General features: G+C 58.4%; 24 protein-coding genes and 1 pseudogene. 4 read left to right on the top strand and 21 right to left on the bottom strand.

Annotation, left to right across the window (positions count from 1 at the left end; all coding sequences use genetic code 11):
• Window positions 1-59 precede the first annotated feature (59 nt).
• The 10 genes and pseudogenes from G494_RS0120030 to G494_RS0119985 form a co-directional block, all read right to left on the bottom strand.
• Complete coding sequence (locus tag G494_RS0120030) at window positions 60-1,202, bottom strand: glycosyltransferase (protein ID WP_028585942.1); 1,143 nt, start codon at window positions 1,200-1,202, stop codon at window positions 60-62.
• A gap of 108 nt (window positions 1,203-1,310) precedes the next feature.
• Window positions 1,311-2,549, bottom strand: coding sequence for a glycosyltransferase family 4 protein (locus tag G494_RS0120025; RefSeq protein ID WP_028585941.1), 1,239 nt, complete (start codon window positions 2,547-2,549; stop codon window positions 1,311-1,313).
• Window positions 2,546-3,661: a carboxylate--amine ligase gene (locus tag G494_RS26495; protein ID WP_161630025.1), complete on the bottom strand. Its 1,116-nt coding sequence runs from the start codon at window positions 3,659-3,661 to the stop codon at window positions 2,546-2,548. The genes G494_RS0120025 and G494_RS26495 overlap by 4 nt, the downstream gene beginning before the upstream one ends.
• A 199-nt stretch (window positions 3,662-3,860) precedes the next feature.
• Entirely contained in the window at window positions 3,861-4,418 is a 558-nt protein-coding gene (locus G494_RS28035) for a DegT/DnrJ/EryC1/StrS family aminotransferase (RefSeq protein ID WP_332307541.1), read from the bottom strand.
• Window positions 4,419-4,475: 57 nt separating this feature from the next.
• Window positions 4,476-5,093, bottom strand: a pseudogene (locus tag G494_RS28195) (DegT/DnrJ/EryC1/StrS family aminotransferase); the annotation flags it as partial.
• A gap of 126 nt (window positions 5,094-5,219) precedes the next feature.
• Window positions 5,220-6,272 (bottom strand): FemAB family XrtA/PEP-CTERM system-associated protein, encoded by a 1,053-nt coding sequence (locus tag G494_RS0120005; protein WP_035247721.1) that lies wholly within the window; start codon window positions 6,270-6,272, stop codon window positions 5,220-5,222.
• Between the two features lie 59 nt (window positions 6,273-6,331).
• Complete coding sequence (locus tag G494_RS0120000; protein WP_028585937.1) at window positions 6,332-6,982, bottom strand: exosortase C-terminal domain/associated protein EpsI; 651 nt, start codon at window positions 6,980-6,982, stop codon at window positions 6,332-6,334.
• Window positions 6,970-7,809, bottom strand: a complete 840-nt coding sequence (locus G494_RS0119995) for an exosortase/archaeosortase family protein (protein WP_051305912.1) — start codon at window positions 7,807-7,809, stop codon at window positions 6,970-6,972. The genes G494_RS0120000 and G494_RS0119995 overlap by 13 nt, the downstream gene beginning before the upstream one ends.
• A 48-nt stretch (window positions 7,810-7,857) precedes the next feature.
• On the bottom strand, window positions 7,858-8,694 hold the full coding sequence (locus G494_RS24680; protein WP_035247718.1) for an XrtA system polysaccharide deacetylase: 837 nt from the start codon (window positions 8,692-8,694) through the stop codon (window positions 7,858-7,860).
• A gap of 60 nt (window positions 8,695-8,754) precedes the next feature.
• Window positions 8,755-9,456, bottom strand: a complete 702-nt coding sequence (locus G494_RS0119985) for a polysaccharide biosynthesis/export family protein (protein ID WP_208597723.1) — start codon at window positions 9,454-9,456, stop codon at window positions 8,755-8,757.
• A gap of 287 nt (window positions 9,457-9,743) precedes the next feature.
• Between G494_RS0119985 and G494_RS0119980 the strand changes: the two genes are divergently transcribed.
• Both G494_RS0119980 and hpt read left to right on the top strand, forming a co-directional pair.
• On the top strand, window positions 9,744-12,035 hold the full coding sequence (locus G494_RS0119980; protein ID WP_028585934.1) for a tetratricopeptide repeat protein: 2,292 nt from the start codon (window positions 9,744-9,746) through the stop codon (window positions 12,033-12,035).
• A 60-nt stretch (window positions 12,036-12,095) separates the two neighbouring features.
• Window positions 12,096-12,614 carry a hypoxanthine phosphoribosyltransferase gene (hpt, locus tag G494_RS0119975; protein WP_028585933.1) on the top strand — a complete coding sequence of 173 codons (519 nt, stop codon included), beginning with the start codon at window positions 12,096-12,098 and terminating at the stop codon, window positions 12,612-12,614.
• A 265-nt stretch (window positions 12,615-12,879) separates the two neighbouring features.
• Here hpt and G494_RS0119970 read toward each other — a convergent pair whose 3' ends face one another.
• The 8 genes from G494_RS0119970 to ychF form a co-directional block, all read right to left on the bottom strand.
• Entirely contained in the window at window positions 12,880-13,581 is a 702-nt protein-coding gene (locus G494_RS0119970) for a triose-phosphate isomerase (protein WP_153305969.1), read from the bottom strand.
• A gap of 183 nt (window positions 13,582-13,764) precedes the next feature.
• Window positions 13,765-14,079 carry a DUF167 domain-containing protein gene (locus G494_RS0119965; protein ID WP_035247713.1) on the bottom strand — a complete coding sequence of 105 codons (315 nt, stop codon included), beginning with the start codon at window positions 14,077-14,079 and terminating at the stop codon, window positions 13,765-13,767.
• Window positions 14,080-14,091: 12 nt separating this feature from the next.
• A complete protein-coding gene (locus G494_RS0119960) occupies window positions 14,092-14,388 on the bottom strand; it encodes a YggT family protein (protein ID WP_028585930.1) in 297 nt (98 codons plus the stop codon).
• A 44-nt stretch (window positions 14,389-14,432) separates the two neighbouring features.
• Window positions 14,433-16,391: a methionine--tRNA ligase gene (metG, locus tag G494_RS0119955; RefSeq protein WP_028585929.1), complete on the bottom strand. Its 1,959-nt coding sequence runs from the start codon at window positions 16,389-16,391 to the stop codon at window positions 14,433-14,435.
• 57 nt (window positions 16,392-16,448) lie between these two features.
• The gene (locus tag G494_RS0119950) at window positions 16,449-17,390 is read right to left on the bottom strand and encodes a PSP1 domain-containing protein (protein ID WP_028585928.1); all 942 of its coding nucleotides are present in this window, start codon (window positions 17,388-17,390) and stop codon (window positions 16,449-16,451) included.
• A 34-nt stretch (window positions 17,391-17,424) separates the two neighbouring features.
• Window positions 17,425-18,435 carry a DNA polymerase III subunit delta' gene (gene holB, locus G494_RS0119945; protein ID WP_028585927.1) on the bottom strand — a complete coding sequence of 337 codons (1,011 nt, stop codon included), beginning with the start codon at window positions 18,433-18,435 and terminating at the stop codon, window positions 17,425-17,427.
• Window positions 18,436-18,513: 78 nt separating this feature from the next.
• Window positions 18,514-19,596, bottom strand: a complete 1,083-nt coding sequence (locus G494_RS24675; protein ID WP_084457131.1) for a 3'-5' exoribonuclease YhaM family protein — start codon at window positions 19,594-19,596, stop codon at window positions 18,514-18,516.
• A 9-nt stretch (window positions 19,597-19,605) separates the two neighbouring features.
• Window positions 19,606-20,703, bottom strand: coding sequence for a redox-regulated ATPase YchF (ychF, locus tag G494_RS0119935; protein ID WP_028585926.1), 1,098 nt, complete (start codon window positions 20,701-20,703; stop codon window positions 19,606-19,608).
• A 321-nt stretch (window positions 20,704-21,024) separates the two neighbouring features.
• On the opposite strand from ychF, the gene G494_RS0119925 reads away from it, so the two are divergent.
• Together G494_RS0119925 and G494_RS0119920 are read left to right on the top strand one after the other, a co-directional pair.
• A complete protein-coding gene (locus G494_RS0119925) occupies window positions 21,025-22,353 on the top strand; it encodes an amidohydrolase (RefSeq protein WP_028585924.1) in 1,329 nt (442 codons plus the stop codon).
• Window positions 22,350-24,521: a fibronectin type III domain-containing protein gene (locus tag G494_RS0119920; RefSeq protein ID WP_028585923.1), complete on the top strand. Its 2,172-nt coding sequence runs from the start codon at window positions 22,350-22,352 to the stop codon at window positions 24,519-24,521. Before G494_RS0119925 ends, G494_RS0119920 begins: the two co-directional genes overlap by 4 nt.
• 38 nt (window positions 24,522-24,559) lie before the next feature.
• Here G494_RS0119920 and G494_RS0119915 read toward each other — a convergent pair whose 3' ends face one another.
• Genes G494_RS0119915 through G494_RS24670 form a run of 3 tightly spaced genes read right to left on the bottom strand, consistent with a single transcriptional unit; the run spans window position 24,560 to window position 26,922 of the window.
• On the bottom strand, window positions 24,560-25,423 hold the full coding sequence (locus tag G494_RS0119915) for a deoxyribonuclease IV (protein ID WP_028585922.1): 864 nt from the start codon (window positions 25,421-25,423) through the stop codon (window positions 24,560-24,562).
• An 8-nt stretch (window positions 25,424-25,431) separates the two neighbouring features.
• Window positions 25,432-26,184, bottom strand: coding sequence for a 5'/3'-nucleotidase SurE (gene surE / locus G494_RS0119910; protein ID WP_028585921.1), 753 nt, complete (start codon window positions 26,182-26,184; stop codon window positions 25,432-25,434).
• A 3-nt stretch (window positions 26,185-26,187) separates the two neighbouring features.
• Complete coding sequence (locus G494_RS24670; protein WP_051305910.1) at window positions 26,188-26,922, bottom strand: DUF1499 domain-containing protein; 735 nt, start codon at window positions 26,920-26,922, stop codon at window positions 26,188-26,190.
• Between the last annotated feature and the right edge of the window lie 66 nt (window positions 26,923-26,988).

Genomic DNA, 26,988 nt, shown 5'->3' with positions numbered 1-26,988 from the left:
GATTCCAGCTGCCGGCAAACCGGGCGGAAAAGCGGGTGCAACACCCTGCACAACATAGCCTAGAGACGACGAAAAAGATGCTGATGCTGATCGATGCAGTGCTCGATCGCGTAACAGCGCCGTGCCAACTCCTCGGATTTACGCCCCATCTCCCTTCTCATGGATTCATCCTCTGCAAGCCGGCGCAGGGCAAGATGGAGCTCTTCGACATCAAAAAGCCTGACCAAAAATCCGTTTTCATGGGGCACGATCACATCCTGAATCCCCTCAACATCCGTCCCGACCACCGGCAAGCCACTGGCCATGGCCTCAATCAGGCTGATCGGCAACCCCTCCCTAGAGGAGGTTAAACAAAAGATATCAGCGGCCCTGAGCAACTCCGGGACATCTGACCTCCCGCCCATCAACAGCACCTGGGCATCGAGACCGAACTGCCTGACAAAACCATGAATATCCTGCTCCGAGTTCTCCGGGTCACCACTGAAGCCCTGACCGACCAGCAGCAGCTTAACCGTACCGTTCTCTGCCGATAAACGACGAAATGCCTCCAGCAGGAAGAGGTGATTTTTATTCTTTTTCAGATTGGCCACCATGGCAACAACCAGGTCATCTCGATCCAGCCCAAGGCTCTGTTTCGCCCTGACCTTATCCTGGTCACCGGCCCTGAAAAACAGGGTACAATCGACGCCATTCTTTACGGAAAAGACCTTCTCTGCAGGTAGCTTCAGCGTCTCCTCCAGACAACGCTTGACCTTATCGCTGATCCCGATCGCGGCATCGATACATCGAGCAATAGAGCGGCCCACAGCCAACCATTTGCCGCGAATGGCCTGCAACTCCCACTCTGAATGCTCAGTATAGACCAGCTTGGCACGGTTGATCATTTTTGCACCGTAGAACGCATAGACCAGCGACAGGAAATGATGGGCATTGACAATATCAATGCCATGCTTCCGTATAATCCTGGCCAGGGTTCTCATCGTGCCGAAATCAAACCGGTGTAGCTTGGGGACAAAAAAGAGGGGCAGCTCCAGATCTGCAAACTCCTTCAAGGGTTCCTGTTCATAAAACCAGGCAAGGTATGGGCTGAAAACCGTTCGATCAAGATTACGGATCAGGTCCAGCACCAGGTGCTCAGAACCACCCATCTTCATCTGAACGATGATGAACAGTACCTTGATTTTTTCTCCCTCACCCTTCATCTGCAGGCCTCCCTATTTCCACCCTCCCCCCTTTCCCGCCGCTCCCCGACCAAAACTCAAGCTTGCTCCGGAAGGTATCATCCCTGCGCCATTCAGCTCCGGACAGCGTCACCCTCCACCGCTTTCAAGTGGCGCCTGCCCGGAACCCCTCGCACCAACAAGCACCTTGGCATACACGTCCTCGATCGCTTGCAACCAGGAGTCAACACCAAACTCGGAGAGGACCCTCTCCATGGCCGCTTCCCCCACTCTCTCAACCAGCTGAGGGTCAGCTGCCAACTGAAAAACGGCATCAACAATCGCATCCGCAGACTGTGCCTCAATCAAGATGCCGTTTTGTCCGGATGTTATAACCCTGGGCGTCCCCCCCACAGCCGTAGCAATGACGGGCAGACCAGCTGCCATCGCTTCCAACAGGGCCATGGAGGTTCCTTCCGTCAAAGACGGCAAAACAAAGATGTCCAGGCCCGGCAGCAGAGCTGAAACATCCTCCTGAAAGCCTGCCAGGATCACCCTGGCTGCCAAATCCCGTGCCTGCACAAAGGACTCGACCTCTTTTCTCTGCGGCCCATCGCCAACCACAACCAGGCGAACCTGGTGACCAGACGAGCCTAGCTGAGCAACCGCTTCAAGCAGATAGAGCACTCCCTTTTCCGCACTCAAGCGCCCGACATAGCCCAGGACAAGCTCATCCTCCCCAAGGCCATAGCTGCTGCGAAAATCGGCTCGTCGCCGCGAACGCTCCGAGGAGCCATAGGCCGACTCCACGGCATTTTGCACCACCTCGACTCTGTCTCCGGCCAGTCCCCTTTCAACGAGGTCACTCTTTATCCTCTCTGATACCGTTATCACCTGGTGCATAAGGCGCAAAGCCATGATGTCCAGGGTATTGTAGAGGCTCAACTTGGCATCCAGCGAGATAAAACCATGGCAGGTTGAGACGACGGGAATCTTGAGCCACCTGGCCACCATCCCCCCTATAATATCCGCAAAATAACCGTGGGTATGCACCAGATCAAAGCAACCATCTTTCAGCTCCGCATAGATCCGCCTGGCGCATCGGAGCAGACGAAAGAAATCCCTTCCCTCCCGTGACGGCCTCTTTGCCACAGGGACCCGGGCAAAAACATAGCCCGCCCTCTGCAGTTCCTTAACCAGCAGCCCGTCTTCCTCCCAGGGCCGCACCAGCAGAATCGGATAGACCTCCACCTTCTGCCGATCCACGTTGCGAAAGAAGGTTAAACTGACCTTTTCCGCACCACCAAATTCTACCGCTGCCAGGATGTGAGCGACCCTGCACCCCGAAGGGAAGACCGCGGCACGATCCCCCGCTCTCCCCCCCATCATTGCCAGATCCCCCGAAGAGAGTCCTCTGCCGGGGAAGATCCCATCTTTCTCTTGAGGGCCTCGAAGAGCGAGTGGAGCATCCAGACAAAGAACGGGGCAGGATCCTTGACGGAAAAATCATCCTTATAGACATCCCAGCCCGAAGGCGATAAAAACTCACGGATAAATTGCAGTTTCCACACCTCTTTTTTCAACAGCGCAGGAAAAGATCTGAGCTCACCACCAAGCCACCTGCTGTAGACACCGGTTGTAAAGCTCTCCACCGGCTCCACGTCGCCATCAACAGCAATTTTATAGAGCAGATAGGGAAAATCAACCCCTGAGGCAAGAGCCTGGGCCAAGCCTCCCCACAGACGCGGATTAACATCAATCAGGTAAGGGACGCCGGTCCTGCTCTCAACAACAAAATCAGCCTGACAGACCCCATGCCACTCAAGCGATTTCAGAAAAGTGTGGAAAGAGTGCTCTGCTCGTTCATTACGTACGCTTACCCGCATGGTTGCCTGGCCAAAGCCAACAGGAAAATTTCGCAGCTGTTGATAGACCACCTTGGCCCGGAGAGCGCCCCGATTAAACAGCATGGCAACACAGTGACTTTCACCCTGGATCATCTCTTGAACCAGAAACCGTTCCAGGGGAAGGCCCAGATAGCCGTCCGCGTCCAGCAGACGATGCAGGCCATCGGCAGAGTCAATCTTTTCCACCCCCCAACCACCACCACCCTGCTTCGGCTTTATCAGTACCGGAAAAGGAAGGTCATCGACCTTGCCTCTCTGTTCCTGCAGAGAGGCAGCCGTAACGGTCAACGGCACCGGAATATCATGGGCCCTGGCAACAGCTTCCCACTGATCCTTGTTATGCGCTACAAGTATCTGCTTATACGAAGGTACGACCATATCAACATATTGAGACAGGTCGTGGCTGTATTTGGAGATGAGAAAGGTTTCCTCAAGAACCGGTATCAAGACCCTGGCCCCCAGCCGTTGAATATTTTCTACGAGACAACGAATAAACTTTTTCTGGTCTACAAAAGGTGATGGGTAGACAAAATGACCGCTGGAGTAGCGAGATGCAAAGGACATTGCCTGGGCCTTAAAATCGGCGCTGTGCACTTCAAGTCTCTTGCTCCCCAGACTTCTGACAACATTGTAGGCTATTCTATTTTTTGCACAGGTTACGATGACCGTCATTATCTCCCCTCACAGATCCACTCAAGATGCAGCGAACAAGGGTCACCCAGAGCTGGGATGGTCTATCCCTTTTTTACAATGTTCACAGCAAGGACCAGACACACCACACAGACTTAAGCTCTCAGCGCTGGCCGCCAAGCCCTCTCCCCATTGACAAGTTGGTCAACAGGCTAAGAATGCGTTCATTATCCCTGGCTGTAACCTGCTCATGAACAGGAACGGTCAGGAGACGATTGCAGAGATCCTCTGCCTGTGGATACTCCTGCCCTAAAAAATCATTGGCGAGATCGGCAATCCTGTGTATCGGTGCAGGATAAACCGGCATGATCCCCAGTCCCTGCAGTTCACTTTGCCTTACAATATCATCCCGTTGCCTCCGGGACCTGGCGATGATCGGCAGCCGTACCAAACTGTTTCCAGTTGGAGGACGCAGCTGAGCCAGCCCCTCTGGTAGGTTCTGTTGCCAATAGGCGATATTTCTTAATCGTGCTCTGCGATGTGTCTCCAAGCGTTGCTGCCATTTCCTTGCCAGTTGCAGTTGAACAGCAGATATCTGCCGCAGAGAAAACTCCGAATCATAGATCGTTTCTCCAAGTTTAAGAAAGGGTAGCGCCTTGGGCAGCCAAAACAGCGCCGGCCTCTGCAAGAGCGTTATCGCCAGCGCCTTGAAGAGCAGCATAACAGAGCCCGCCTGGCTGCAGCTGGCCATGTCAGACACTCGGGAGGTGATGCGCCCTGCAAGGTCATCCCGATTGGTTACAATGACACCCCCCTCTATGGTCGAGAGAGCTTTTCCCCGTCCCAGGCTAAAAAAACCAATATCTGCCAAGGTCCCGAGTTTCTGCGGACCAGACCTCTCCCCCATGGCCTGGGCAGCGTCTTCGACAAGAAAGATATCCTGGCCGATGATGGTTTGGAGATAGGCAACATCGGCACTGCAACCAAAGAGATGGCTGGGCAGGAGGCAGAGAATCCTTCTCTTCAGCGCCTCATCAGCCAGGAGAATTCGAAGCTTTTCCCTGTCAAAATCAAAAGATTCAGGGGCGCTGTCGCACAGGCAGAGCTGCAACCCTGCCCGCTTGACGGCTGCAGGCACAGAGTAACAGGTAAAGGCCGGGAGAACGACCAGGTCCCTCTCCGGATGGATTTCATGTAAGGCCTGGAGAATCAGGACAAGAGCAGCCTTTCCTGAGGAAAGGAAAAAACAGTGCCGGATTCTGAACTCCTGCCGTATCTCCCGGGCAAACTGCTCGCCCCTGCTGCCTTGTCCATGAAAAAGCCCGGAAAGAGAACGAAAGAGAGCAACAAGGGGGATGGGGGAGGCGGCCGGGGGAAGGGTTCGTCCTATTCGCATCATCCTACGGCCAAGCGGCAAGGGTCAGAAGACCAGCCTAGGCCCGGAGGCACAGAAGCTCCATGGACAGCAACCACAGCGGTTGACTCTAGAACCATCAGGGCAAGCATGTTTCCCCCTTTAACATCAAAGACTTATATACCCCCTCATCAGGGAGCCCATAAAGTTGGACACAGGCACAGGGAAGCGCTTCCAGGTCGCAGCAAGGAGATCTCGTCCCTTACGGCCATTACGCTGCACCCTTGTCCCGGGGCTGTAATCCCCTGGCAAAGAATACCAACAGAGGGGTACGTCCTCTGCCCCCCATTGCCGCTTGAACCTGTAGGTGCCTTCACCTTCTGTAGAACGCCCAAAATCAAAGACCCTGTAGCCCTTATCAGCACTGAATTTCAACAGGTTCCAATAGAGCAACATGTTTGGGCTCAAGCGGTTATACTCCCTCAAGGTTGAAGCCCAGGGAATGGCCACCTGCTGATCGGTGCATATGATCAGGCCAGCACCGATGCACTTCCCCTCAAAGGTGACCAGGCCGATCCTGGCTCTTTCGCCAAACTGGGTCGCAACCGAATCAAACCATTGCCTGGAGTGGGGGGGAGAGCCCAAATCGCGCATATTCCGGGCATAGACGGTATAAAAATCTTTGATGCCTCCACCTCTGGCCCAGGAAAATTCGAGACCATTCTTTTCCGCCTTACGTATCTGACTCCTCAGTTTGGACTTAAAACCAGCCAGCAGCACCTCTGAAGAGTCGGGCAAAGAGAGCACCATTCTCAGCTTTTGCGAGGCTTCGAGCTGAAGGCCTGCACTCCGCCTTACCGACTCCTCAAGCTTGCCGCGCAGACAGAAGCTGCGGCATTTCAACTGCCTGGCGAGAGCCAGCGCCCTCTGGACAAGGGCCTCCTTAACCTGGGGTGAAGAGGCAAGACAGTTGCCCACATCACAGAAGGGAAGGGCTGTCAGCTCATTGAGAAAGAAAAGGGCCCGCAGGTGAAACAGGGGCAAGACACCGACGAGTTGTCCCCCCTCTTCGGCCAAGAGGTAGTGGGCCGCATGGTCGTAGGCCAGCTCAACCGTCCTCCGCCAGGCCCAAAGGTGATAGGGTGCAGCATCTGGCTGGGTCAGCACGTAGGCATCCCAAGCTGAACGATCATTGCTCTCAGCCGCTCTCAGTTTAAGCATGGTCCTCCTTTCCAAGGATCAGCGAACACCATCTGCCCCCATCCTCTCCGAGGGACTCGTTACAGCACCCCCAGGACATAGGGATAAAAATCCCGCAAAAAACCTCGCAACAGCAACTCTGCCTCTGCCTTACCGCCTGCGGGGGTAATAGAGGTGGAGACCCTGATCAGGGACCCCCTGGTATCATTGCGAAACAGCTTGTTGGCTGCAATGCTCAGGCGCATAAAGATGTAGCTGCTCCCTATGAAATCCCCTGATTTATAAAAATAGTAGGTCAGGGTTCCCCCGGCCTCCATCCGGGTCATGATCTCGGCAACCCCAAGGACTACCTGCCGACCGCCTGCGGGAAAGCTGATGGTTTTCTCGGTTTTTTCCGTTTTGAGTCCTCTGCCCCCCAGGCAGGCCTCCGGCGTATGAAAATCCACCTTGGTATCCGAGTAGTGAACGATGGAGAGAAAGATACGTTCCCCGTCAGGCCGACTATAGGAGCGATGAATAATAGAGCGGGTCTCCAGGATATCATAGACCTGCTCTTCCAGGGGAAAGTCCCGGCCATACCACTCGTCATCGATGCTCATGGGAATGGCCTCCAGATCACTGAGACCTCCACTCATATCCTGAGAGGGGACATACTGCACCCCCTGCACCACGGCAACGGTCAGGGCCATAAGGAGAACGACTATCAGGTAACGTAGTTTCAGGTTTTCCATTCCAAGACCTTGGCAGCGCCCATCAACAGGAGGAAACCGACTATAAAGACCAACATGCCGGACCCGGTATGAATCAGGGTATCGGGTCCGGCAGCCTCCAGACCCCAGTAGTGGGAGGCAAGAATAAGCAGGGGCACCCGGACCACATTGGAAAACAGGGCAACAGGGATGGTCAGAAAAAAGAGCAGCCATTTCCTGCCGACTCCCAAGGGTGCCAGGTGAGCAAAGACCGCCCCAAGAGCTAAGAAGGCAATGAGTGAGCGCAGACCTGAACAGGGATTGCCGACCAGGAGCTGTCCCGCCGGGATAAAAATATTAAACCCTTCCCCATACACAGGGACCCCCAGCGCACCCACCACCCACACCCCTGCTTTAGCGGCAAAAACCTTCAGCGGGAAAGAGACCAGGTTGATCATGGCCATGGGCAGAGGAACCATGAAGATCAGAAAGACGAGCGGAAACCAGAGCAACCTGGAGACCTGCAGGCCAAAAAGAAAGAGGCACAGACCTGTCAGCAACAGAAAGAGAGAAAAACCGGAGATCGCAAAGATATAGAGAACCGTGCCCAGGAGATGAAGCAGCAGGGCAAAGATGAGGAGATAGAGGCCGGCAACACAGCCTCTTTGCTCCATCTGAAGCAGTCGAGCTTTTTGCTGATAGACAAAGAAGAGGGCCACAAGGGGCACCAGGAAACCGTGGGAGTAATAGGAATCCGCACCTGTGTAGCGATCGTACATCCAGAAAAGCGTATCATGATAAGCGAATGCGGCCAGGAAGAAGACAGCACTCAGGCCGACAATATTGGTACCCCTGTTTGCAGTAATCACGATGGCATTCTACCCTGACGTTAAAGAATTCTGGATGCTATTGCAACCTCAGGCGCAATAATGCGCCGAAATGGGCCGAAACCGGAATGTGCTCAACAGGCGCTCAAACCTGCCCTCTGTCTTGTCAAGATTAAGATAATGACGAAAGCGTGACTTCCAGCCGGCCCTGGCTATCCGCGGCTGCTGGGGGTCAAACTCCCAGGGATGGAGATAAAAAATAAATGGTTTCTTTTCCTGGCTATTGATGCGCCCTAAAGCCATCCGGCTGAACCAATAGGGAAAAATCCGAAAATAGCCACCACCGGCAACCGGAATCTTGCGCCCGAAAAACAGGGCCGTAGATATCGGGTATTCCATGAGATTATGACCAGGCAAGGGATACTCAAAGCGCGGGGCATCGGGTATGCCATAGTTGTCATGGATAATGGGGAAGATAGACGAATCCCATTGAAAACCCAGCTCCTCAAGGATATCCAGGGCCCATAGGGAGCGGGCCGTGATGGAGTAGGTGGGAGCCCGATAGCCGACAACCGGTTTACCGCTTATATCTTCCAGGACCGTTTTCGCCCGCTGGGTGTCCTGACGAAACGCCTCCGGAGTCAGGGTGTAGACCTTCTGGTGCCGATAGCTGTGACAGGCGATCTCATGGCCCTGGTCGGCAATATGCCTAATCAGGGCAGGGTAGCGCTCGGCTGTCCAGCCCACCACAAAAAAGGTTCCCCGCACCTGGTGATCGGCGAGCAACTCCAGGACCCTGTGGGTATTGGCCTCCACCCTGGATTCAAACTGAGGCCAGGCATCTTCCCGAATCACCCGCTCAAAGGCAGCGACCTGAAAATAGTCTTCCACATCAATGGTGAGGTAGTTGGGTATCGATAGGGTCATCACGCAGCTCAATCCGGATAAATATATAGGCTTGGCCAAAACCTCATCTTGCAGCCATGCTCAATGCACGATAATCACATCTGCTGGCTGAACCTGGAGATTTTTCTGCAAGTCTTTACCCTTGAGAAAGTCATCATAGTCAAAATCAAAGGTGCGGCCTTTGGCCTCATCCCCCTTCCCTCGGTAGGCACTGCCCTGGCGGATAAGCGTGACCTCTGAATTTGCCCACTCGCTGAAACCACCCGCCTGGGCAACGGCCTTGACAATGGTCAGGGGGTAATCCAGGTGATAAAGTCCGGGCTTGAGAATCTGGCCCATGATCGTATACTGCCTGCTGTTGCTCTGGATCAGGGTGGTGGTCACACTGGGGCTTTCATAGATGGAGCTGTAGAGCTTTTTCAAATAATCGGCAAGTTGGGTCAGGGTCATCCCAACCACATAGACATCGCCAATATGCTTGAGCGAAACCCTGCCGTCCATGCGGACCTCCGATCCGGTACCTCGACCGCGGATTACGGATCCTGCAGTGGCAGTTGTTCCCCCAAGCGATGCGGAATCGGCCTTGCCTCCGCTCACCCCAACGGACATGGAGCCTTCGCCATAGATGGAGACAAAAAGGATATCTCGATAACCGATGACATACTCCTCGTCCACCTTCAGCGGAACGGCATCACCCATGATCTCCTTGCGGAGTTGCTCCTTCATCGCCCTGTCTACGGGCACATCTCCGGTGGATTCCGCCGCAAAGCATGGTTGAGCCAACAGGCTTATCATAGCCCAAACCACAACTAGCCAAGTGCGTACCGCTACAGGTTGTCTGCTCATCACCACTCCATTCTCGAGTAAAGTTGCTCCAAAAATATTTGACCTATAATAAGTTAAATGTATAGTGAACCTAAAACACATTGCAACTTTTTTCTCTGAAAAGCCCCCCTACGGGGAGGCAATCATTTAACTCCAGGTCAAAAAGCATACTTTTGTTTTGACCCATAGTCTGCTACCATTCATCACAATACTTTTTCTTTTACTCTTAAGGAGATGGGGAGAACATGCGCTTAAAAAACCTTGCCTTTTCGCTTGTAGCCACTGTGCTCATTGCTTTTCTGGCCCTCACTGCCGGCTGTTCAGATCCGGCCAAGGACAAGGAGGTCCACTTTAAAAAGGCAATGATCTACCTGGATGAGGACAAGCCCGAGGCAGCCATCATCGAGCTGCGAAATGCCATCCAGATCGATCCCAAGTTCGCTGATGCGCGCTACCAGCTCGGCCTGCTCTACCTCAAGAGCGGTGACCCCCGCCAGGCCTTTGGAGAGCTGCAACGTGCTGCGACCCTGGATCCCGACAACCTTGATGCCAAGGTAAAAACCGCAGAGTTCTATCTGCTCAGCCAGCAAAAAGAGGACTCCAGAAGACTCATTGAGGAAATCCTTGGCCAGGACCCGGAAAACATTGATGGCCTGGCCCTTGCAGCCAACCTTGAACTCCTTGACAACAGCCCGGAGCAGGCCTTGAGCAACATAGACAAGGCTATTGCCCTGGCACCGACGGAAGATCGGCTCTACACCATTAAAGGCAGGGTACTGGCTGTTGCCAAAAAAGCTCCTGCTGCTGAGGCAGCCTTTATCAAGGCCCTGGACCTCAATGACCAGAAACAGGGAAACTACATCACCCTGGTCTCCTTCTATCTCAGCCAAAAGCAGCTGGACAAGGCCAAGAGCACACTCACCCGGATGGCGGCCGCCTTCCCTGAATCACCCCAGCCCTATCTGCAGATGGCCAACCTTGCCCTCCGTAACAACGACCTTGCAGGTGCGGAACAGGATCTCCTCAAGGCCATGGAAATCGCTCCAAAAGATATCGGCTTAAAGGCATCTGTTGCCGAGTTCTACGCCAAACAGAAAAAAGACAGCCAGGCAGAACAGCTGTACACAGAGGCGATTGCGGCCTCGGAGAGCCCGGAAAACATCAAGGCCAAACTGGCTGATTTTTATTTCAGTCGCGGAAAATTTGAACAGGCCAGGAAGCTCATGGCTGAGATTCTTGCCACCAACCCCAAAAATGGCGGGGCAAAGCTGGTCCAGGCGAAATTCCTGCTCAAAGAGGGCAAGCCGGCAGAGGCTCTGGAAATTGCGGATAAGCTGAGCAACGACTATCCCAGATGGGATGAAACCTTTTTTGTAAAGGCCATTGCCCACAGCAACCTGAAACAGACAGACCTTGCCAAAAACGCACTCCTGGAAACCATCAGTCGCAATCAGACCCACGCCAAGGCCCGCTCCATGCTGGCACTGCTCTTCCTGCAGGAGGGCAACTTCGAAGAAGCGAAAAAAGAGGCTGCCACCGCGCTGAAGCTTGATCAAAAAAATTTCCAGGCCGCCATGATTCTGGCCAAGAGCGTGCTCTTTTCCAAAGACTTTGAAAATGCCCAAAAGATGTTCAGCGAGCTGGACACCAAGGTTCCTGACAATGTCGAGATCCTCGGCAGCCTGGGCCTGGCCTACCTCGGCCTGAAACAGCCGGACAAGGCCAGGGATGCCTTTGAACGGGTTCTTGCCGTTCAGCCGGGCAATGCCAAGGCCTTCGGCTTTGTCCTCAAGCTGGCCCAGCAGGCAGGCAGCGACCGGCAAGCCCTGATCACCATGACCCGCAAACAACTGGACAAGGCGCCGGAAAGCGGTGCTCTCCAGATTCTGTTCGCCAACCTCTTGCTCAGCTCCAACCAGCCAGAAGAGGCCTTGGCAGCCTATAGAAAGGCCCAGGCCCTGGCCCCTGAGAACCCACAGTCCTATGCCATGAGCGCCCTGATTCTGATCAGGCAGGGGAAAACCGAGCAGGCCATCGCCGAGTACAAAGAACTCCTGAGCCGTCAACCTGACGCCGTTAGCGCCCACATGGGCCTGGGAACCATCTATGAACAGACCGGCCAGCTGGAACTGGCCCGGGAGTCGTATCGGAAGATCCTCACCATCAACCCCAACTTTGCCCCGGCTGCCAACAACCTTGCCTGGCTGATTGCAGAGAGCCCGGAACCGGACCTGGGAGAAGCACTGCGCCTGGCCATGATCGCCAAGCAGGAGCAGCCCAACAATGCCCACATCATTGACACCCTGGGTTGGGTCCATTATAAACGTAAATCTTTCAGCCTGGCCCGTAACGAGTTCAGCCAGGCCGTTGAACAGGACAAGGGCAACCCCATTCTCCGCTATCACCTGGCCCTGGCCCTCCAGGGCGAAGGGAAGCAGGAGGAGGCTATCCAGCAGCTCGAACAGGCCCTGACCCAGAAACAGTCCTTCCCTGAACGAGCCGAAGCCCAACGACTCCTGCATGAATGGAAACTGTAGGGGCGTGCCTTGCACGCTTCAGCCAAATCTCTGATGGAATACGATTCTTCACCAACAAATATGGAAATAAAAAAAACCGTACTGAGCAAAGAACAGATTCAAGCACGGGTCACCGAGCTTGGTCAGGAGATCACCAGCGACTATGGTGACAAAAAGCTGGTGATGCTGGGGGTGCTTAACGGCGCCTTTATCTTCACCGCTGACCTCTGCCGAGCCGTTGACCTGGAGCTGGAAATCGATTTCATCCGGGTGGCCAGCTATGGCAACGCCACCCACTCCTCGGGAACCATCCGGCTCTCCAAACCCTCTGAAATCGATCTCAAGGGCAAGCATGTTCTCTTGGTGGAAGATATCATTGATACCGGTCATACCCTGGCCTGGTTGACCAGTCATTTTGCAGAGATGGGGGCCGAATCGGTGAAAATCTGTGCCCTGATTAACAAACACGAGCGGCGAGAGGTGGAGGTGCAGGTGGACTATAGCGGTTTTTCCATCGATCAGGGCTATCTCGTCGGCTACGGGCTGGACTGCGCCGAGATCCATCGCAACCTGCCCCAGGTCTATTCCCTGGCTGATTGAGGGTGCGGCTGAGCCCAAGGGAGAACAGCGCCACCGGTTGCCGAGCGGGCAGCAATGCTCGCCGGCAACCGAACCCACTCTATCGCTGCGCTAAAAACCGCTGAAAAAGGAGGTAAGCCGGCTTGCAGCTCCTTTACAGAATGAGTTTTTTCGATCAAGCCCAAGGCATGGGGAAAGATGTACCGCAGCCATAGTGTGAATAGAGTGAATAGAGTGCATACTCCGAGGATAAACTTTCAACCTTTCAAGATTACCTTGAGCTGCATTAGGGCAGAGGCAACTGGTTGAGCAGCTGGACAAAGGCCTGAGCATCCAAACACTCCCGCCCTACCAACAAGCCGGAGATACCGGCTAAGGACGCCAGCTGGGCCCCATTTTGCGGCCCCACGCCACCGCCATAGAGCATGGGCTGATTGCCGACAGCCCGTCCCAGGGAGGCCACCGTCTCCTCTATGGCCCGAGCGCTGTGGCTCCGCTCGAGCTGTTCCGCATCCTGGGGCGTATAGGCCCAATGGATTTTCAAAAGATCTTCCGTATCAAAGATCGCCGCCTGACTCCGGGCCGTCTCCTGATCCACACAGACAATGGGCTGCACTTCCTCTGCCAGGGATTCGGCAACCTGACGGGCAACATCCTGGACCGTCTCATGGAAATAGTGACGCCGTTCCCGATGGCCCAGCAGGCTGTAGCGCGCAAGCCCCCTGAGCCAGGCTGCGGGGGTGGCACCGGTATAACTCCCCTGGGGATAGGAAGATACCCCCTGGGCGGCCAGGGCCACTCCGGGAAGGGAACCGAGCCGCGCAGCCACCTCCAGCATGCAGAGCGCCGGCACCGCGATCACCACCTCCACTCCCGGCAGCGGGCGATAGCTGCCGGCAAAGGTATCACACCACTGGTAGGCCCTCTGGGGTGCGAAGTTGGCCTTCCAGTTGGCCAGGACTAGAAAATCTGTCTGCTCGTCTGCCATGGTACCCTCCTCATGGTTGCTCTTGCGGATAGCCAGCACCAGCTCTGCACATCCTCTCTGCTACTGTGCTCTAGTGCTGCGCTCTGATGCTGCACTGTGGTGCTGGGGTGAAAGAAAGAGCCCCCTGCTCTGAACCTTCTCCAACCGTGGCAAGCAAAAAAACGGAACCGGCGCGGACGATCCTCAGTGCCGCCCCGGTAATGCTGCCAGGGCAGCCTCTACCTGCTCCAGGGAACGTCCCTCAATCAGCACGGTCTTGGTCCGGCTCTGCTGACCGCTCTTGATAACCAGGGACGACTTGCTCACCCCCAAGACCTTGGCCAGAAAGGCCAGCACCGCCTTGTTGGCCTTGCCATCCACCGGCGGACTGGTCAGGCGCAGCTTAAGGGCCTGATTATGGAGCCCTGCAAACTCATTCTTACTGGCCCTGGGCTGGACATAGAGCCGGAGCAGCACGGCGCCGTCGGCCTGCGCAGAGCAGCAGGGGTAAGCGGCCACGATCTGCCGCCCCTACTGCAGGGCCATGGCGATCTGCTGCAGGGTCGGTACCAGAAAACTCTGCAGGAAGATGATCCCCATGATCAGGATCATGGGGCTCAGATCCAGCCCCCCCATGGGAGGCAGAACCCGTCGAATCCTCTCCAGCAGCGGCTCGGTGACCTGGATCAGAAAACGGACAATGGGGTTATAGGGATCGGCGTTGACCCAGGAGATCACCGCCCTACCGATCACCACCCAGATGTAGGCGCTGAGGACAAAGCTGACCAGTTTGGCCACGGCCATGAGAAAATTACTGAGCATAAACATATCTGCATACCTGTAAAAAAGGAATCTATACTTTCTTGAACTCGTTAGGCGACCTTGCTGCCCGGGGCAATGCTGCCGGCCACGGTGGAGAGGATCAGCTGTTCCCTGCCGTCTTCTCCGGTGGTCTTGGCGGCCAGCACCATGCCCTGGGAGGGAACCCCCATCAGCTTGGCCGGCTTGAGGTTGGCCACCGCGATCACCAGTTTACCGACCAGCTCCTCCGGGCTGTAATGTTCGGCAATGCCGGCGACGATGGTCCGCTCTTCCGGGAGGAGCACCGTCAGTTTGAGCAGGCGGTCCGACTTGGCAATCTTCTCGGCTGCGAGGATCTCCGCCACCCGCAAATCAAACTTGCCGAACTGCTCGAAGCTGACCAGGCCGTCCTGACTGATCTCCTTCTTTTTCTCCTCTTTCCGGGCCTTCTTCTTGACAGGAGCCGCCTGCTGAGTACTACCGGCCGCGAGCGCCTTCTTGTCCAGCCGGGGAAAGAGCTGCTGGGGTGCCGCCACCTGCGTCCCGACCTGGATGCCGCCCCAGGCTCCGGCTTCAGCCAGGGTAACGTTCTCCATCCGTCCATCAAGACCGAGGGCCGTGACCATCTTGGCCGCAGCCTCGGGCATGACCGGCCCCAACACCAGGGTGATGATCCGCAGGGCCTCGCTCAGGGAGTAGAGCACGGTCTGCAGCCGCCCCTCCTGCGCAGGATCCTTGGCCAGTTCCCAGGGGGCATTGGTGACGATATAGCGATTCAACAGACCGATCACCTCCCAGACCGCCTGCAGGGCCCGATGGAACTCGAAGCGGTTCATATGCTCTTCATAGCCGCTCACCATGGTTGCCAGGGCATTTTTCAACTCCGCCTCGGCAGGCCCCTCGCTGGTCGGATCAGCGGCCGGGACCTTTCCCGCCGCGTACTTGACCACCATGGTCAGGGAGCGGGAAAAGAGGTTACCCAGGTCATTGGCCAGATCAGAATTCTGGCGGGCAACGATGGCATCGCTGGAAAAGGAGGAATCCAGGCCAAAACTCATCTCCCTAAGGACAAAGTAACGGACCGCATCCACCCCATAGGTATCCACCAGCTCCTTGGGCCGCACCACATTGCCGATGGACTTGGACATCTTGGTCTCATCCACGTTCCAGTAGCCATGGACGTGAAGCCGCCTGTAGGGGCTCAACCCCATGGCCTTGATCATGGTCGGCCAGTAGATGGCATGGGGCTTGAGGATATCCTTGGCAATCACGTGCTCGGCCACTGACCAGTACTTCTCAAAATCCGAGCCATCGGGATAACCGATGCCGGTGAGGTAGTTGATCAGGGCATCAAACCAGACATAGGTGACAAAGTTCTCATCAAAGGGCAGCGGAATCCCCCAGGTCAAGCGGGAGGTGGGCCGGGAGATACAGAGGTCTTCCAGAGGCTCGCTGAGAAAGGAGAGCACCTCGTTACGGTAACGCTCCGGGGTGATGTACTCCGGGTTGGCCTTGATGTGATCGATCAACCAATCCTGATACTTGGACATCCGGAAGAAGTAGTTCTGCTCGGAGATCTCCTTGGGGGCCACCTGATGATCGGGGCACTTGCCGTCGACCAACTCCTTTTCGGTGAGGAAGCGCTCACAGCCCTGACAGTAGTGGCCGGAATATTCGCTGAAATAGATGTCACCGTTGTCATAGACCTGCTGAAGGATATCCTGGACCGTCTGCACATGGTCCGGGTCTGTGGTCCGGATGGTATAGTCCTGGGCCACAGAGAGCTGCGGCCAGGTGGCCTGAAAGGCGGCCGAGATCCTGTCCACATATGCCCGGGGCGAGACCCCCTCCTTGACCGCAGCCTCCACGATCTTTTCCCCATGCTCATCGGTGCCGGTCTGAAAACGGACCTCATCCCCGCAGAGTCTGCGGAATCGGCTGTAGGTGTCGGTAACGATGGTGGTATAGGCATGGCCCAGATGGGGCATGGCATTGACATAGTAGATGGGCGTGGTGACGTAGGTAGGCATGATCGTTTGTTCAGGGGTAGAAAGTTAGGGGAAATGGAAGCTGATGGATATCCGGGCTTACTTGCCTTTTTTTGAGGGCGAGCCAGGAGCGCCCTTCCTGCCCTGGCCTTTTCGGGCCGGGGCCTTCTGGAGGATCTCCGCAGCCCGCCACTCATCCTCGACAAAGACCCGCTCTTCGCCGTCGCTGTTCAGGGCCAGCAAGGTCCCGGTCAGGGGGACCTGACGAATGATCTTATAGACCTCGCCCTCGTAGCGCAGGGAGCGACCGACCCGGGGCATCCCTTTCTTGACCTTGCGGTAGGTCTCGTACTCATAGGTCAGACAACAGAGCAGCCGGTTACAGACACCTGAAATCTTAGCTGGATTCAGCGGGAGATCCTGGGTCTTGGCCATCTTGATGGAGACCGATTCAAATTTCTTCAAATAACTGGAACAGCAGAGCTCCCGTCCACAGCTGCCCAGGCCACCGATCATCTGGGTCTCGTGGCGCACCCCGATCTGACGCATCTCTACCCGGGTACGAAACTCCTGAACCAGCACCTTGACCAGCTCACGAAAATCCACCCGATTTTCGGCGGTAAAATAAAAGATAATCTTGGAGCCATTAAAGAAACGTTCCACCCGCACCAGATGCATGGGCAGCTTGAGCAACCCCACCTGCCTCTGACAGAAGGCGTAGGCCGACTTTTCCTGGAAGGGCAGTTGCTGGTATTTTTCCTCTTCATCGGCAGAGGCCGGCCGATGCACCAGATAGCTGACCGGTCGTTCCTGATCCGGGTCCCCCTGTCCGGCGGCCCTGCCGACAATGATGGCCGGCTCATTACCGTGATCGGTCTTGACGATCACGGTATCGCCATAGCCGAGATCGTGGAGATGGGCCTCGGCGGTGAACTCCTGGCCTTGCTGGCGAAAACGCAGCCGGTAATACCAGGTCAGGCCATCGGCCACCTCCCGGCTCTCAACATGGTCGGCATCCTGTTCCGGTTCTAACTCAGACATAAAAGGGCCATCAAAAGGGTAAAGGGATCCCTGCTCAGGATCCACAGTCAAAGAGATCGAGCAGCAGGACCTCGCAGGTCAGCCCCCGGTTACAGTTTCGAGCCAGGGCCTGTTCAGCGCTATCTATCGCCGTTATCTTAGCAGAAAGCTGGTCCAAGTTCCACAGTTCTCTTGCCCGCTTGAGCTCCTCGCCGGGAAGGGCGCTCACCCGGCTATGGAAGCGACTGACCATGACCTCTTTGAAAAAGATCCGAAACAACTGCAGCAACAGCGGCAAGCCCTCTTTCAGGGTGGTCATCCTGGCGGCAAAGGCCAGGGCCGCCTCCACCTGACCCGACTCCCGGGGGGATGCCTGAATCAGGCGCGAGAGAAAGCTGGTATAGACCTCCAGCAGGCCATCGCTGTCCATGGCCAGGGCCTGGCCCGGGCAGCCTTCAGCCAGGGCCGCCAGCATGGCGGCATCGCCGGGGGAGAGATCGGCTCGTTTGGCCGCGATGATCCCGGCGGCGATCTCCTGGGGCAGGGGAAAGAAGGGGATGACCTGACAGCGGGAGACGATGGTCGGCAGCATGGCCTCGGACGAGGAGCCGATCAGGATGAAGATGTTATCGTGGGGTGGTTCTTCCAGAAGCTTCAACAGGCTGTTGCCGGCCTCCCTCCGCAGGGTGTGCACCTCTTCCAGGAGCACCACCCGGTAGCCCTGGGCAAAGGGGGCAAAGGCCAGGGCCTCTTTGAGCTTGCGCACCTGACCGATCTTGATGGCCGCCCCATCGGGGCGGATCTCCACCAGGTCGGGGTGATTCCCCGATGCCAGCTGGAGGCAGCCTCCACAGCGGCCGCAGGGGACGCCTGTCCCCGAACCACCGTGGTCAGGGCCGGGGGCGGTGCAGAGCAGTAGGGCAGCCACGGCCCTGGCCATGGTGGTCTTACCCACCCCATCGGGACCGGAAAAGAGATAGGCGTGACTCAGGCGGCCACCGGCCAGGGCCCGCTCCATCAGGGTGACGGCCTTGCGCTGACCTTGGATTTCCGAAAATGCCATCATCCCCCCCGTCCGGAAGCGCCTTCAGCGACTCCCAGGGCCAGCGGTCTGCCTGTAGGGTGCAGCCTCCTGGTCAAAGGTTCAGAACAGGGACTGTTGTTTCTTCTCTGCTTCACTTTTCTTACAGCTCGCTCGCTTCCGGCGCGGCGCCTGTCGGCCCTGCCGCTGCTGATCATGCTGCCGCTGCAGCTCCTCCTCATCCACCCCGCGCAGGTACAAGAACCGCTCCAGGGGCCGCTGGTAGTCGGTCCACTGCCAGCCAGGCTCGCTCAGCTGATTCCGGAGCCGCTCCAGGTAGTTCATCTTGGCATCCATGTCATCCAGATGGTGGAGCAACATGGCCTCCGGGGTCATGGGCAGCACCGGTGAACCGTACTCCAGCTGACCGTGATGACTGAGGATCATATGGAGCAGCTGGTCCAGACGTTCCGGGTCCAGCTCACTGACCCGGGCCGCAGCCCTGCGCACCAACTCGGTCCCCAGGACCAGGTGACCCACCAGCCGCCCCTGGTCGGTGTAGTCAAAGGGCAGGCGGGCAAACTGGAACTCCTCGATCTTGGCAATATCATGGAGCAGGGCGCCGGCCACCAGCATATCCTGATCCAGCATGGGATAATGGTCGGCTGTTCTCTTGGCCATGGCCACCATGGAGAGGGTGTGCTCCAGCAGACCGCCGATATAGGCATGGTGCATCTTCTTGGCCGCCGGAGCCCGGACAAAACTGGCCAGGGTCTCCCCCTGGAAGATCTCACGGAGCAGTCGTCCCAGGGCGGGATCACAGATATCCGCCAGAACCTCGCTGAGCTCACGTTCCATCTCGGCCAGGGGCCTGGGGCTGGCCGGCATGAACTGCTCCAGGGCCACCTCGCTCTCGTCCACCCGCTTCAGGGAAACCACCCCCAGCTGCAGCTGGTCGCGGTAGGACTTTGCCGTGGCCTGGACCAGGACAAAATCACCGATCTGGGCCTGGGCATCGTAGTGGGCGGCATTGTCCCATAAACGCGCCTCGATCTCTCCGCTCCTATCCATCAGGCCAAGGGCCAGATAGGGCTTACCAGCCTTGGTCTCGGCCAGGGTCTTGCGGGCGAGGAGAAACAGCTCCTGCAGTTGCTGCCCCTGCCGGAGCTGGTTGATAAACACCTTCTTGTGCGGAATCGCTTCCATACTCAGGCCTCAAACATTGAATCGGAAGAGGATGCAGTCCCCATCATTGACCGTGTATTCCTTGCCTTCGGAACGGAGCACCCCCTTATCCCGGGCCGCCGATTCGGAGCCGCAGCTGACATACTCGTCATAGGCGATCACCTCTGCCCGGATAAAGCCCCGTTCAAAGTCGGTATGAATCTTCCCAGCGGCCCCGGGCGCCTTGGTTCCCCGGGTGATGGTCCAGGCCCGGGTCTCCTTTTCGCCGACCGTAAAGTAGGTGATCAGGTTCAAGAGGGCGTAACCGGCATGGATCAGACGGTTGAGCCCCGGCTCCTCCATCCCCATATCACGGAGAAACTCGGCCTGCTCCTCGGGTTCCAGCAGGCTCAACTCCTGCTCAATGCCGCCGGCAATGGTCACCGTGGAGGCGCCTTCGACCTCGGCAGCCGCCACCAGTTGATCGACATAGGCATTGCCGCCTTCCAGATCCTCATCACTGACATTGGCCACATAGAGCACCGGCTTTGTGGTCAGCAGGCAGAGCGCCTGGAGGACCCTGCGCTCCCGGTCGTTCTCCGGGACCACGGTTCGTGCCGGCTTGCCCTCGTTGAGTACTCCCAGCAACTGCTCCAAAAAGGCGGCCTCGGCGATCAGCTCCTTATCACCGGACTTGGCCTGATTGCGGGTCTTGACCAGCCGCTTCTCCACGGTCTCCATGTCGGCCAGGACCAGCTCCGTGGAGATGACCTCCATGTCCCGGAGGGGATTGACCTCTCCATCCACATGGACGATATTGCTGTCTTCAAAGCAGCGGACCACATGGAGGATGGCATCCACCTGACGGATATGGCCGAGAAACTGATTCCCCAGCCCCTCGCCCTGACTGGCCCCCTTGACCAGGCCGGCGATATCCACAAACTCCATCTGGGTGGCCACCTTGCTGCGGGTCTTGGCCAACTCAGCCAGGGTATCCAGGCGAACGTCCGGCACCGGCACGATACCCACATTGGGCTCAATGGTACAGAAGGGGTAATTTTCCGCATCTATGGCTGCGGCGGTCAGTGCATTAAAAATGGTCGACTTGCCCACATTGGGCAGGCCGACTATTCCACAACGAAATCCCATGGAATCCTCAACAAAATTGGTCTATAAGAAGAGAGACTGCTCCGGGCTGCCAGGAAACTCCAGACAGGTGCATTCCACCATTGCCCCCTGGCCTCCTGCTCGGTATAGTCAGTGATTAGTTATCCGATGATACGTGCCACCTGTGATACACAGCTCTTGCTCGTTTTGCAAGCAGTTATCGGCAAATCCGCCTCCGTCCGCTGGTGGCAAAACAGAGGCCTGCTGTCACGCTTCCGCCTCCTGGACAGCTGCATTCCACCAATGCTCAGCCACAGCCTGCAGCCGCCCGTCACCATGAACCAGCCAAGCCTGTAACCGACCATGCCTATTGATTTGCTGATCACCAACTGCAGCCTCCTGCCAGAGCCCGGCAGGGAGCAACTGATCGCGCCGGGATTCATCGCCGTCTCCGGCAGCCGGATCCTCGCCTCCGGCCCCATGGAAGAGTGCCCCTCCTCCACCGGCGGGACGGTCATAGACGGCCAGGGAGACCTGGCCATGCCCGGCCTGATCAACGGCCACTGCCACGCCCCCATGACCCTGTTCCGGGGCATGGCCGACGACCTGGCCCTCTCCTCCTGGCTGAACGAGCATATCTTCCCTGCAGAGGCCCGCCATGTCAGCGCGGAGATGGCCTACTGGTGCAGCAAGCTGGCTGCCGCCGAGATGCTCTTAAGCGGCACCACCACCGTGGCCGACGGCTATTTTTTTGAAGAGGAGGTGGCCCGGGCCTTTGCCGAGGCAGGGCTCCGGGCCATCCCCAGCCAGGCGATCATCGACTTCCCGGCTCCCGGGGTCCCTGACCCAGGGGAGAGACTGACCAGGGCAGCCTCCTTCCTTGACGCCTGGCAGGACCAGGATCCCCTGATCAGCCCGGCCCTCTTTGCCCATGCCCCCTATACCTGCTCAGCCGAGACCCTGATCCGGGCCAAAGAGCTGGCCAGAGGACGCCGGGTACCGCTGTTTCTTCACCTGGCAGAGACCTCCCAGGAGCACAGCCTGATCTCCTCCCCCCAGGGGGCTACGCCGACCCGGCACCTGGATGCCCTGGGCATCCTGGACAGGGACACCATCTGTGTCCACTGCGTCTGGGTCGATGACCAGGACCTGGACATCCTGGCTGACAGGGAGTGCGGGGTGATCCTCTGCCCCCAGAGCAACCTCAAGCTGGCCTCAGGCATTGCCCCCCTGCCCCGGATGCTGGAGCGGGGGATCCGGGTCGGCCTGGGCACGGACGGCGCGGCCTCCAACAACAGCCTGGACCTGTTCAAGGAGATGGGCCTGGCCGCCAAGATTCACAAGATCCCCAGCCTGGACCCGGTGGCCGTACCGGCGGAGCAGATCCTCCACGCCGCCGCCCGGGGCGGAGCTGCTGCCCTGGGCCTGGCCGACGACCTCGGCGCCCTTCATCCGGGAAAGCTGGCCGACATCCTGCTCATCGATCTCCACCAACCCAGGATGCAACCGTTCTACAGCCCCAACACCCTGGTCTACAGCGGCAGCGGTCATGCTGTCCGCTCGGTGATCGTCCATGGCCGCCTGGTGGTGGAAGAGCGCCAGATCCTGAGCATCGATCTGGAAGAAACCAAAGCCCACGTCCTCCGGCTGAGCGGTCAGGTCGCCCAACCGGAGTTGAGGAGTCCCCCATGAAAACGCCCCCCCCCTTGCCCGCCCCTGTGCTGCCCCGTCATGGCCGTCCGACCGGGCCGGCTCTTGCCGTCCTCCTGCCCCTGCTCCTGGCCCTGCTGCTCTGCCTGCCGGGTACAAGCCCTGCTCAAACCGGAGCGAGCTCACAGCCAAAGATCAAGGTCGAGTTGCAGGCCGCTGCCAAGAACCGCATCTATCACCGGGTCGCGGTGCTGCCTGTCCGGGCTGACGAGACCGCCCCGGGAGAGGCGCCCAGCCCCGCCCTACTGAACGAACTGAGCGAACTGAGCAGCCTCCTCTACCAGGAGCTGGACCGGACCAACAAGTACCTGTTGATAGCGGCTGACGAGGCCCTGGACCGGGAAGCGTCCCCAGGGGGAGAGGCCGACGATGTCGGGAGCGCAGCCGTGGCCATGGGCAAACGACTCAAGGCCAGGGGAGTCGTCAGCAGTCAGCTGAGCCGCAAACCATCGGCTGTTGGCGCGCTCAGCCCCAAGGCCTCCAGCCAGCTGCGGATCCGACTGCTGGACATAGCCACGACGCAAGCGGCCTGGACCATCACCATCACCGCCCCGGAGGAGGCCACGGACCAGAAAACCCTCCAGACAGGCATCGTTAAAGGCTGCAAGCTCCTGCTCGAAGAGCTGATCCAGCGGGGTGCCGTCTTCTCTCCCAGGATCCAGCCCCCCACCGTCCTCTCCAAAGAGGGGCGCATCCGGGGGGCGCGCGTGGTGCTTCACCCCAGCCCCAGCTATATCCACAGCAGTTACCAGCTCCTCCGCGCCGACTCGGCCACGGCGGTCTTCCACCCCGTGGACGAGGCCGTTGCCAATGACTCCGGCCCCCTGATCCTGGAAGACAGAAAGCTGAAAGACGCCACCAGCTACTACTACACCGTGATCGGCCTGGACCAGAACGGCCTGGCCAACATCCCCCAGCGCCCCTTCACCATCACCACCACCGGCGCCCCCCTGCCGGTGCGCAAATTCAAGGCCACAGGAAGCGGTCTGCGCCAGATCCCCCTCTCCTGGGAGCTCGCCTCAGACCCCAACGTCACCGGCTATGCCATCTACCGAGCCACCCAGGCGGCAGGGCCATTTACCAAGATTGTTGAACTCGATGACAGTGATCAACAGAGCTATGTCGACCGGGGTCAGGCCCACTCCTATGAACGCTACGGCAAACTACGCGACAACACCACCTACTACTACACCATCCGCAGCCGCAACAGGGTGGAGCTGGAGAGCCCTGATTCCCCCGTCACCTCGGCCCTGACCAAGGGGGGGCCATCAGCGCCGACCCGGCTCAAGGCCCAGGATAACCAGGCCCGCAGGGTCTCTCTCTCCTGGCGTGCCGGCAACGATCCCCATATCAAGGGCTACGCCCTGTTCAGGGCAAGCCGGCACGAGGGGCCCTTTACCCTGATCGCCTCCATCGACGGCCGCCTCACCCAGGGGTATGTGGACAGCGGCAGCTTTAACCGCCCGCTGGCCGACAACAGCCGCTACTACTACCGACTCCAGGCCATCAACGTGGTGGATGTCTCCTCCCCTGACTCCCAGATCACCTCCGGGCTCACCAAGCCTGTACCGGCGGCAGTGGCGGGGGTTGTCCCCAGCCGTCAACTGGTCAAGAAGGTAGAGCTGAGCTGGCAGGCCAACCAGGAGAAGGATATCAGGGCCTACGAGATCTACCGCGGCGAGTTGGCCGACAACCTCGACCAGAGGGTAGGCACCGTTGCAGCCGGCCAACACCGTTTCAAGGATGGTTCCCTGGGGGATGGCCAAAGTTACTGGTATGCGGTTCGGGCCATTGATCACGACGGGCTCAAGGGAAAATTTTCCCCGGCTGTGCGGGCCACCACCAAACCGCGCCCGGCTCCGCCCGTTGGCCTGGAGGTGGAGCAACTGGAACAGGGGCTCCGGCTGCAGTGGCAGCACAACCGGGAAGAGGACATAGCCCGCTACCTGGTTATCTCGGTGGGATTTCTCAATCAGGAGGTGGGGCAGACAGCGACCAACACCCTGCTGCTCAAAAAGCAGCTCGAGCAAGGCAAAGAGTATCGCTTTCAGGTCATGGCCGTGGACCGGGACGGCTTGAGGAGTGACCATTCAACCACCGCCTCCATTCGGCTGGAGGGAACGACCAAACCCCAGGAGCGGCCGGAGTGAAGAACCAGGAAGCGACGCGCCCTCGCTCGCCCTGGTCCTCAGAGAGCTGAAGCCTGGAGGGAACGAAGCACAGCCAGATTCTGCCGATCCTCCTCCAGATCCTTGCCCTTGGGCGTCTCCAGGGTCATGGGGTGGCGACGGAACCTGGAGTCATTGACCAGGAGGCGGAATCCCTCCAGGCCGATACAGCCCTTGCCGATATGTTCATGGCGGTCCACCCGGCTGGCGCACGCTTTCTTGGAATCGTTGAGATGAAAGAAACAGACCTGCTCCAGTCCGACCTGCTCGTCCAGGGCGGCAAAGGTCTGTTCATAGCTGCACTTATCGCGAAGATCGTAGCCGGCGGCAAAGATATGACAGGTGTCCACACAGATCCCCAGCCGATCGCGGTAGCGGCTGTTGGCCAGCAGCCAGCCCAGCTCTGCAAAGCTGCTCCCCAAGCCGGTACCCTGACCGGCGGTGGTCTCCAGGAGGAGTCGCACCTCGCCAGTCGCTGCCCCGGCCAACTCCAGGGCGCCATCCAGGTTGACCGCTACCTGCTCCAGCCCGGCCTCGACCCCTGCACCTCCATGGCTGCCGGGGTGGAGCACCACCGATTCTATCCCCAGGCGACGGCAGCGCTCCAGCTCATCGGCCAGGGCCCGGCATGAACGGGCCGCCTTGACTGGGTCAGGGGTAGCGAGATTGATCAGGTAGGAAGCATGGGAGGCAACCGGCATCATCCCGGCCCGGGCCCGGGCCTCCTGAAAGAGGAGGACCTCCTCATCGCTGATCGCTGCCGCCTGCCACTGCCGCTGGTTGCGGGTAAAGATCTGGAGGGCCTCGCCCCCCACCCCCTTGATCCGCTCAAAGGCCAGCTGCAGCCCTCCGGCCACCGACTCATGTGCTCCCAGGATAGCCACATCAACTCCTACATCTTCCAGTGACGCTCAAGATAACTGAGCCCACCATGGTTGGTCACATCCAGCTGGATAGGGGTCACCGAGATGCAGCCATCACGCAGGGCCTGCTCATCGGTTTCCTCTCCGCCGGACCAGTGGGCGGTACCGCCGCCGATCCAGTAATGTTTTCGGCCCCAGGGATCATAGGTCTCCTGAATGGCATCCCGGTAGACCCGCCGCCCCTGGCAGGTAAAACGAATCCCGCGGATCTCCTTTGCCGGCAGGGACGGCACGTTGACGTTGAGCAGACTGCCCGGAGGCAGCTGAAAGGCCAGGGCCATGGAGGCCAGCTTCCAGGCGACCCCGGCCGCCACCTCAAAATCATAGGGCGGACCGCCGCCCAGAGAAAAGGCTATCGAAGGAATCCCGTACATGGTCCCTTCGATGGCGGCAGAGACCGTTCCCGAGTAGCTGATGTCATCACCAAGGTTGGCGCCTGGATTGATCCCGGAAACAATCAGATCCGGCTTGCGCTCAAGAATCTTATTCAGGGCAATGGTGACACAGTCGGTGGGGGTCCCGTCCATCATATAGATCCCTGCCTCCAGTTCAATCACCCTGAGCGGCCGATTCATGGTCAGAGAATGGCTCACCGCCGAATTATCCCGCTCCGGAGCGACCACCACCACCTCTCCCAGGGAATCGACCGCCTCCCGCAGGGCCCGCAGTCCCGGAGCAGAGACCCCGTCATCATTGGTGACCAGAATACGTGTTTTTCCCATGGCTCAAGGCTCCAACTCTTGCAAACGATTCAAAAAGGCAGCGATCCGAGCGGCGTTGGCCCCAAAGTCACTCACCCCCACCCGGGAGGCGGAACGGAGATCCACCCGACTCCCCTGCCCCGTCGCCTGCACCAGGATCACGACGTCATCCTTGAAACCCAGCAGGGGGGTCGTTGCCACGGCCTCCAGACGCCCCTGGGCGGCATCCTCGCTCACAAGCTGCCAACCGAACTCCCGGACAAGCTCTCTGCAGCTGTGATAGACGGTGGCCTGGGGGAGGACAGAGAACAGCGGCTGCACCTCCCCGTAGGCTGCGGCCTGCTGGCGGGCAACTTCGGCTCCGCCATAGCCCAGGGGGTTATCCCCTGGCCGCCGCAGCTGCCGGGCGGCAAGCAAGGCAGGCGGGTTCTCCATATCGGTGCTGATGTCATGGATGGGGGGGAGATCGCTCCCCCGCACGCCCATAACCAGGACCGCAGCCACGGGCAGCGCCGACAAGGCCACGGCCAGCAGAGACGACTTCAGCCTCTGCTGCCGCCCCCTCTTGAGGTCAAGATAGAGCAGCAGCAGGCTCAGAAAACCGACAATGGCCATCCCCAGACAGGCCAGGGCCAGGCTCAGCAGGACGGCACGCCAGGGAAAGAGACCGAACCGCAAGCCAACAAGTCCCCCTGCGATCACCGCCAACAACAGTCCCTGCAGCCACACCAGCCAGCCCCTCCCTGCCTCTCCTTTCATAGCTCTCCCTCTGCCGGCTCAGCTGCCGGCCGCTTCAGCCGCATCAGCTGCTGCTGGCTCTGCAAA

It is taken from the genome of Desulfogranum mediterraneum DSM 13871 (genome assembly GCF_000429965.1).
Classification (GTDB): Bacteria; Desulfobacterota; Desulfobulbia; order Desulfobulbales; family Desulfobulbaceae; genus Desulfogranum; species Desulfogranum mediterraneum.
Note: the sequence above shows the minus strand (reverse complement) of the source record. Positions and strands in the feature narration are given on the sequence as shown.

Coding starts and splice junctions, on each gene's coding strand:
- G494_RS0119980 (WP_028585934.1), top strand. CDS start 9,744: ATGCGCTTAAAAAACCTTGCCTTTTCGCTTGTAGCCACTGTGCTCATT.
- ychF (WP_028585926.1), bottom strand. CDS start 20,703: ATGGGATTTCGTTGTGGAATAGTCGGCCTGCCCAATGTGGGCAAGTCG.
- G494_RS0119920 (WP_028585923.1), top strand. CDS start 22,350: ATGAAAACGCCCCCCCCCTTGCCCGCCCCTGTGCTGCCCCGTCATGGC.
- surE (WP_028585921.1), bottom strand. CDS start 26,184: ATGGGAAAAACACGTATTCTGGTCACCAATGATGACGGGGTCTCTGCT.
- G494_RS0120000 (WP_028585937.1), bottom strand. CDS start 6,982: ATGGAAAACCTGAAACTACGTTACCTGATAGTCGTTCTCCTTATGGCC.
- G494_RS24680 (WP_035247718.1), bottom strand. CDS start 8,694: ATGACCCTATCGATACCCAACTACCTCACCATTGATGTGGAAGACTAT.
- G494_RS24675 (WP_084457131.1), bottom strand. CDS start 19,596: ATGGAAGCGATTCCGCACAAGAAGGTGTTTATCAACCAGCTCCGGCAG.
- G494_RS0119925 (WP_028585924.1), top strand. CDS start 21,025: ATGCCTATTGATTTGCTGATCACCAACTGCAGCCTCCTGCCAGAGCCC.
- G494_RS0119960 (WP_028585930.1), bottom strand. CDS start 14,388: ATGTTTATGCTCAGTAATTTTCTCATGGCCGTGGCCAAACTGGTCAGC.
- hpt (WP_028585933.1), top strand. CDS start 12,096: ATGGAAATAAAAAAAACCGTACTGAGCAAAGAACAGATTCAAGCACGG.
- holB (WP_028585927.1), bottom strand. CDS start 18,435: ATGATGGCATTTTCGGAAATCCAAGGTCAGCGCAAGGCCGTCACCCTG.
- G494_RS24670 (WP_051305910.1), bottom strand. CDS start 26,922: ATGAAAGGAGAGGCAGGGAGGGGCTGGCTGGTGTGGCTGCAGGGACTG.
- G494_RS0120030 (WP_028585942.1), bottom strand. CDS start 1,202: ATGAAGGGTGAGGGAGAAAAAATCAAGGTACTGTTCATCATCGTTCAG.
- G494_RS28035 (WP_332307541.1), bottom strand. CDS start 4,418: ATGCTGCTCTTCAAGGCGCTGGCGATAACGCTCTTGCAGAGGCCGGCG.
- G494_RS0120025 (WP_028585941.1), bottom strand. CDS start 2,549: ATGATGGGGGGGAGAGCGGGGGATCGTGCCGCGGTCTTCCCTTCGGGG.
- metG (WP_028585929.1), bottom strand. CDS start 16,391: ATGCCTACCTACGTCACCACGCCCATCTACTATGTCAATGCCATGCCC.
- G494_RS0119970 (WP_153305969.1), bottom strand. CDS start 13,581: ATGGCAGACGAGCAGACAGATTTTCTAGTCCTGGCCAACTGGAAGGCC.
- G494_RS0119950 (WP_028585928.1), bottom strand. CDS start 17,390: ATGTCTGAGTTAGAACCGGAACAGGATGCCGACCATGTTGAGAGCCGG.
- G494_RS0120005 (WP_035247721.1), bottom strand. CDS start 6,272: ATGCTTAAACTGAGAGCGGCTGAGAGCAATGATCGTTCAGCTTGGGAT.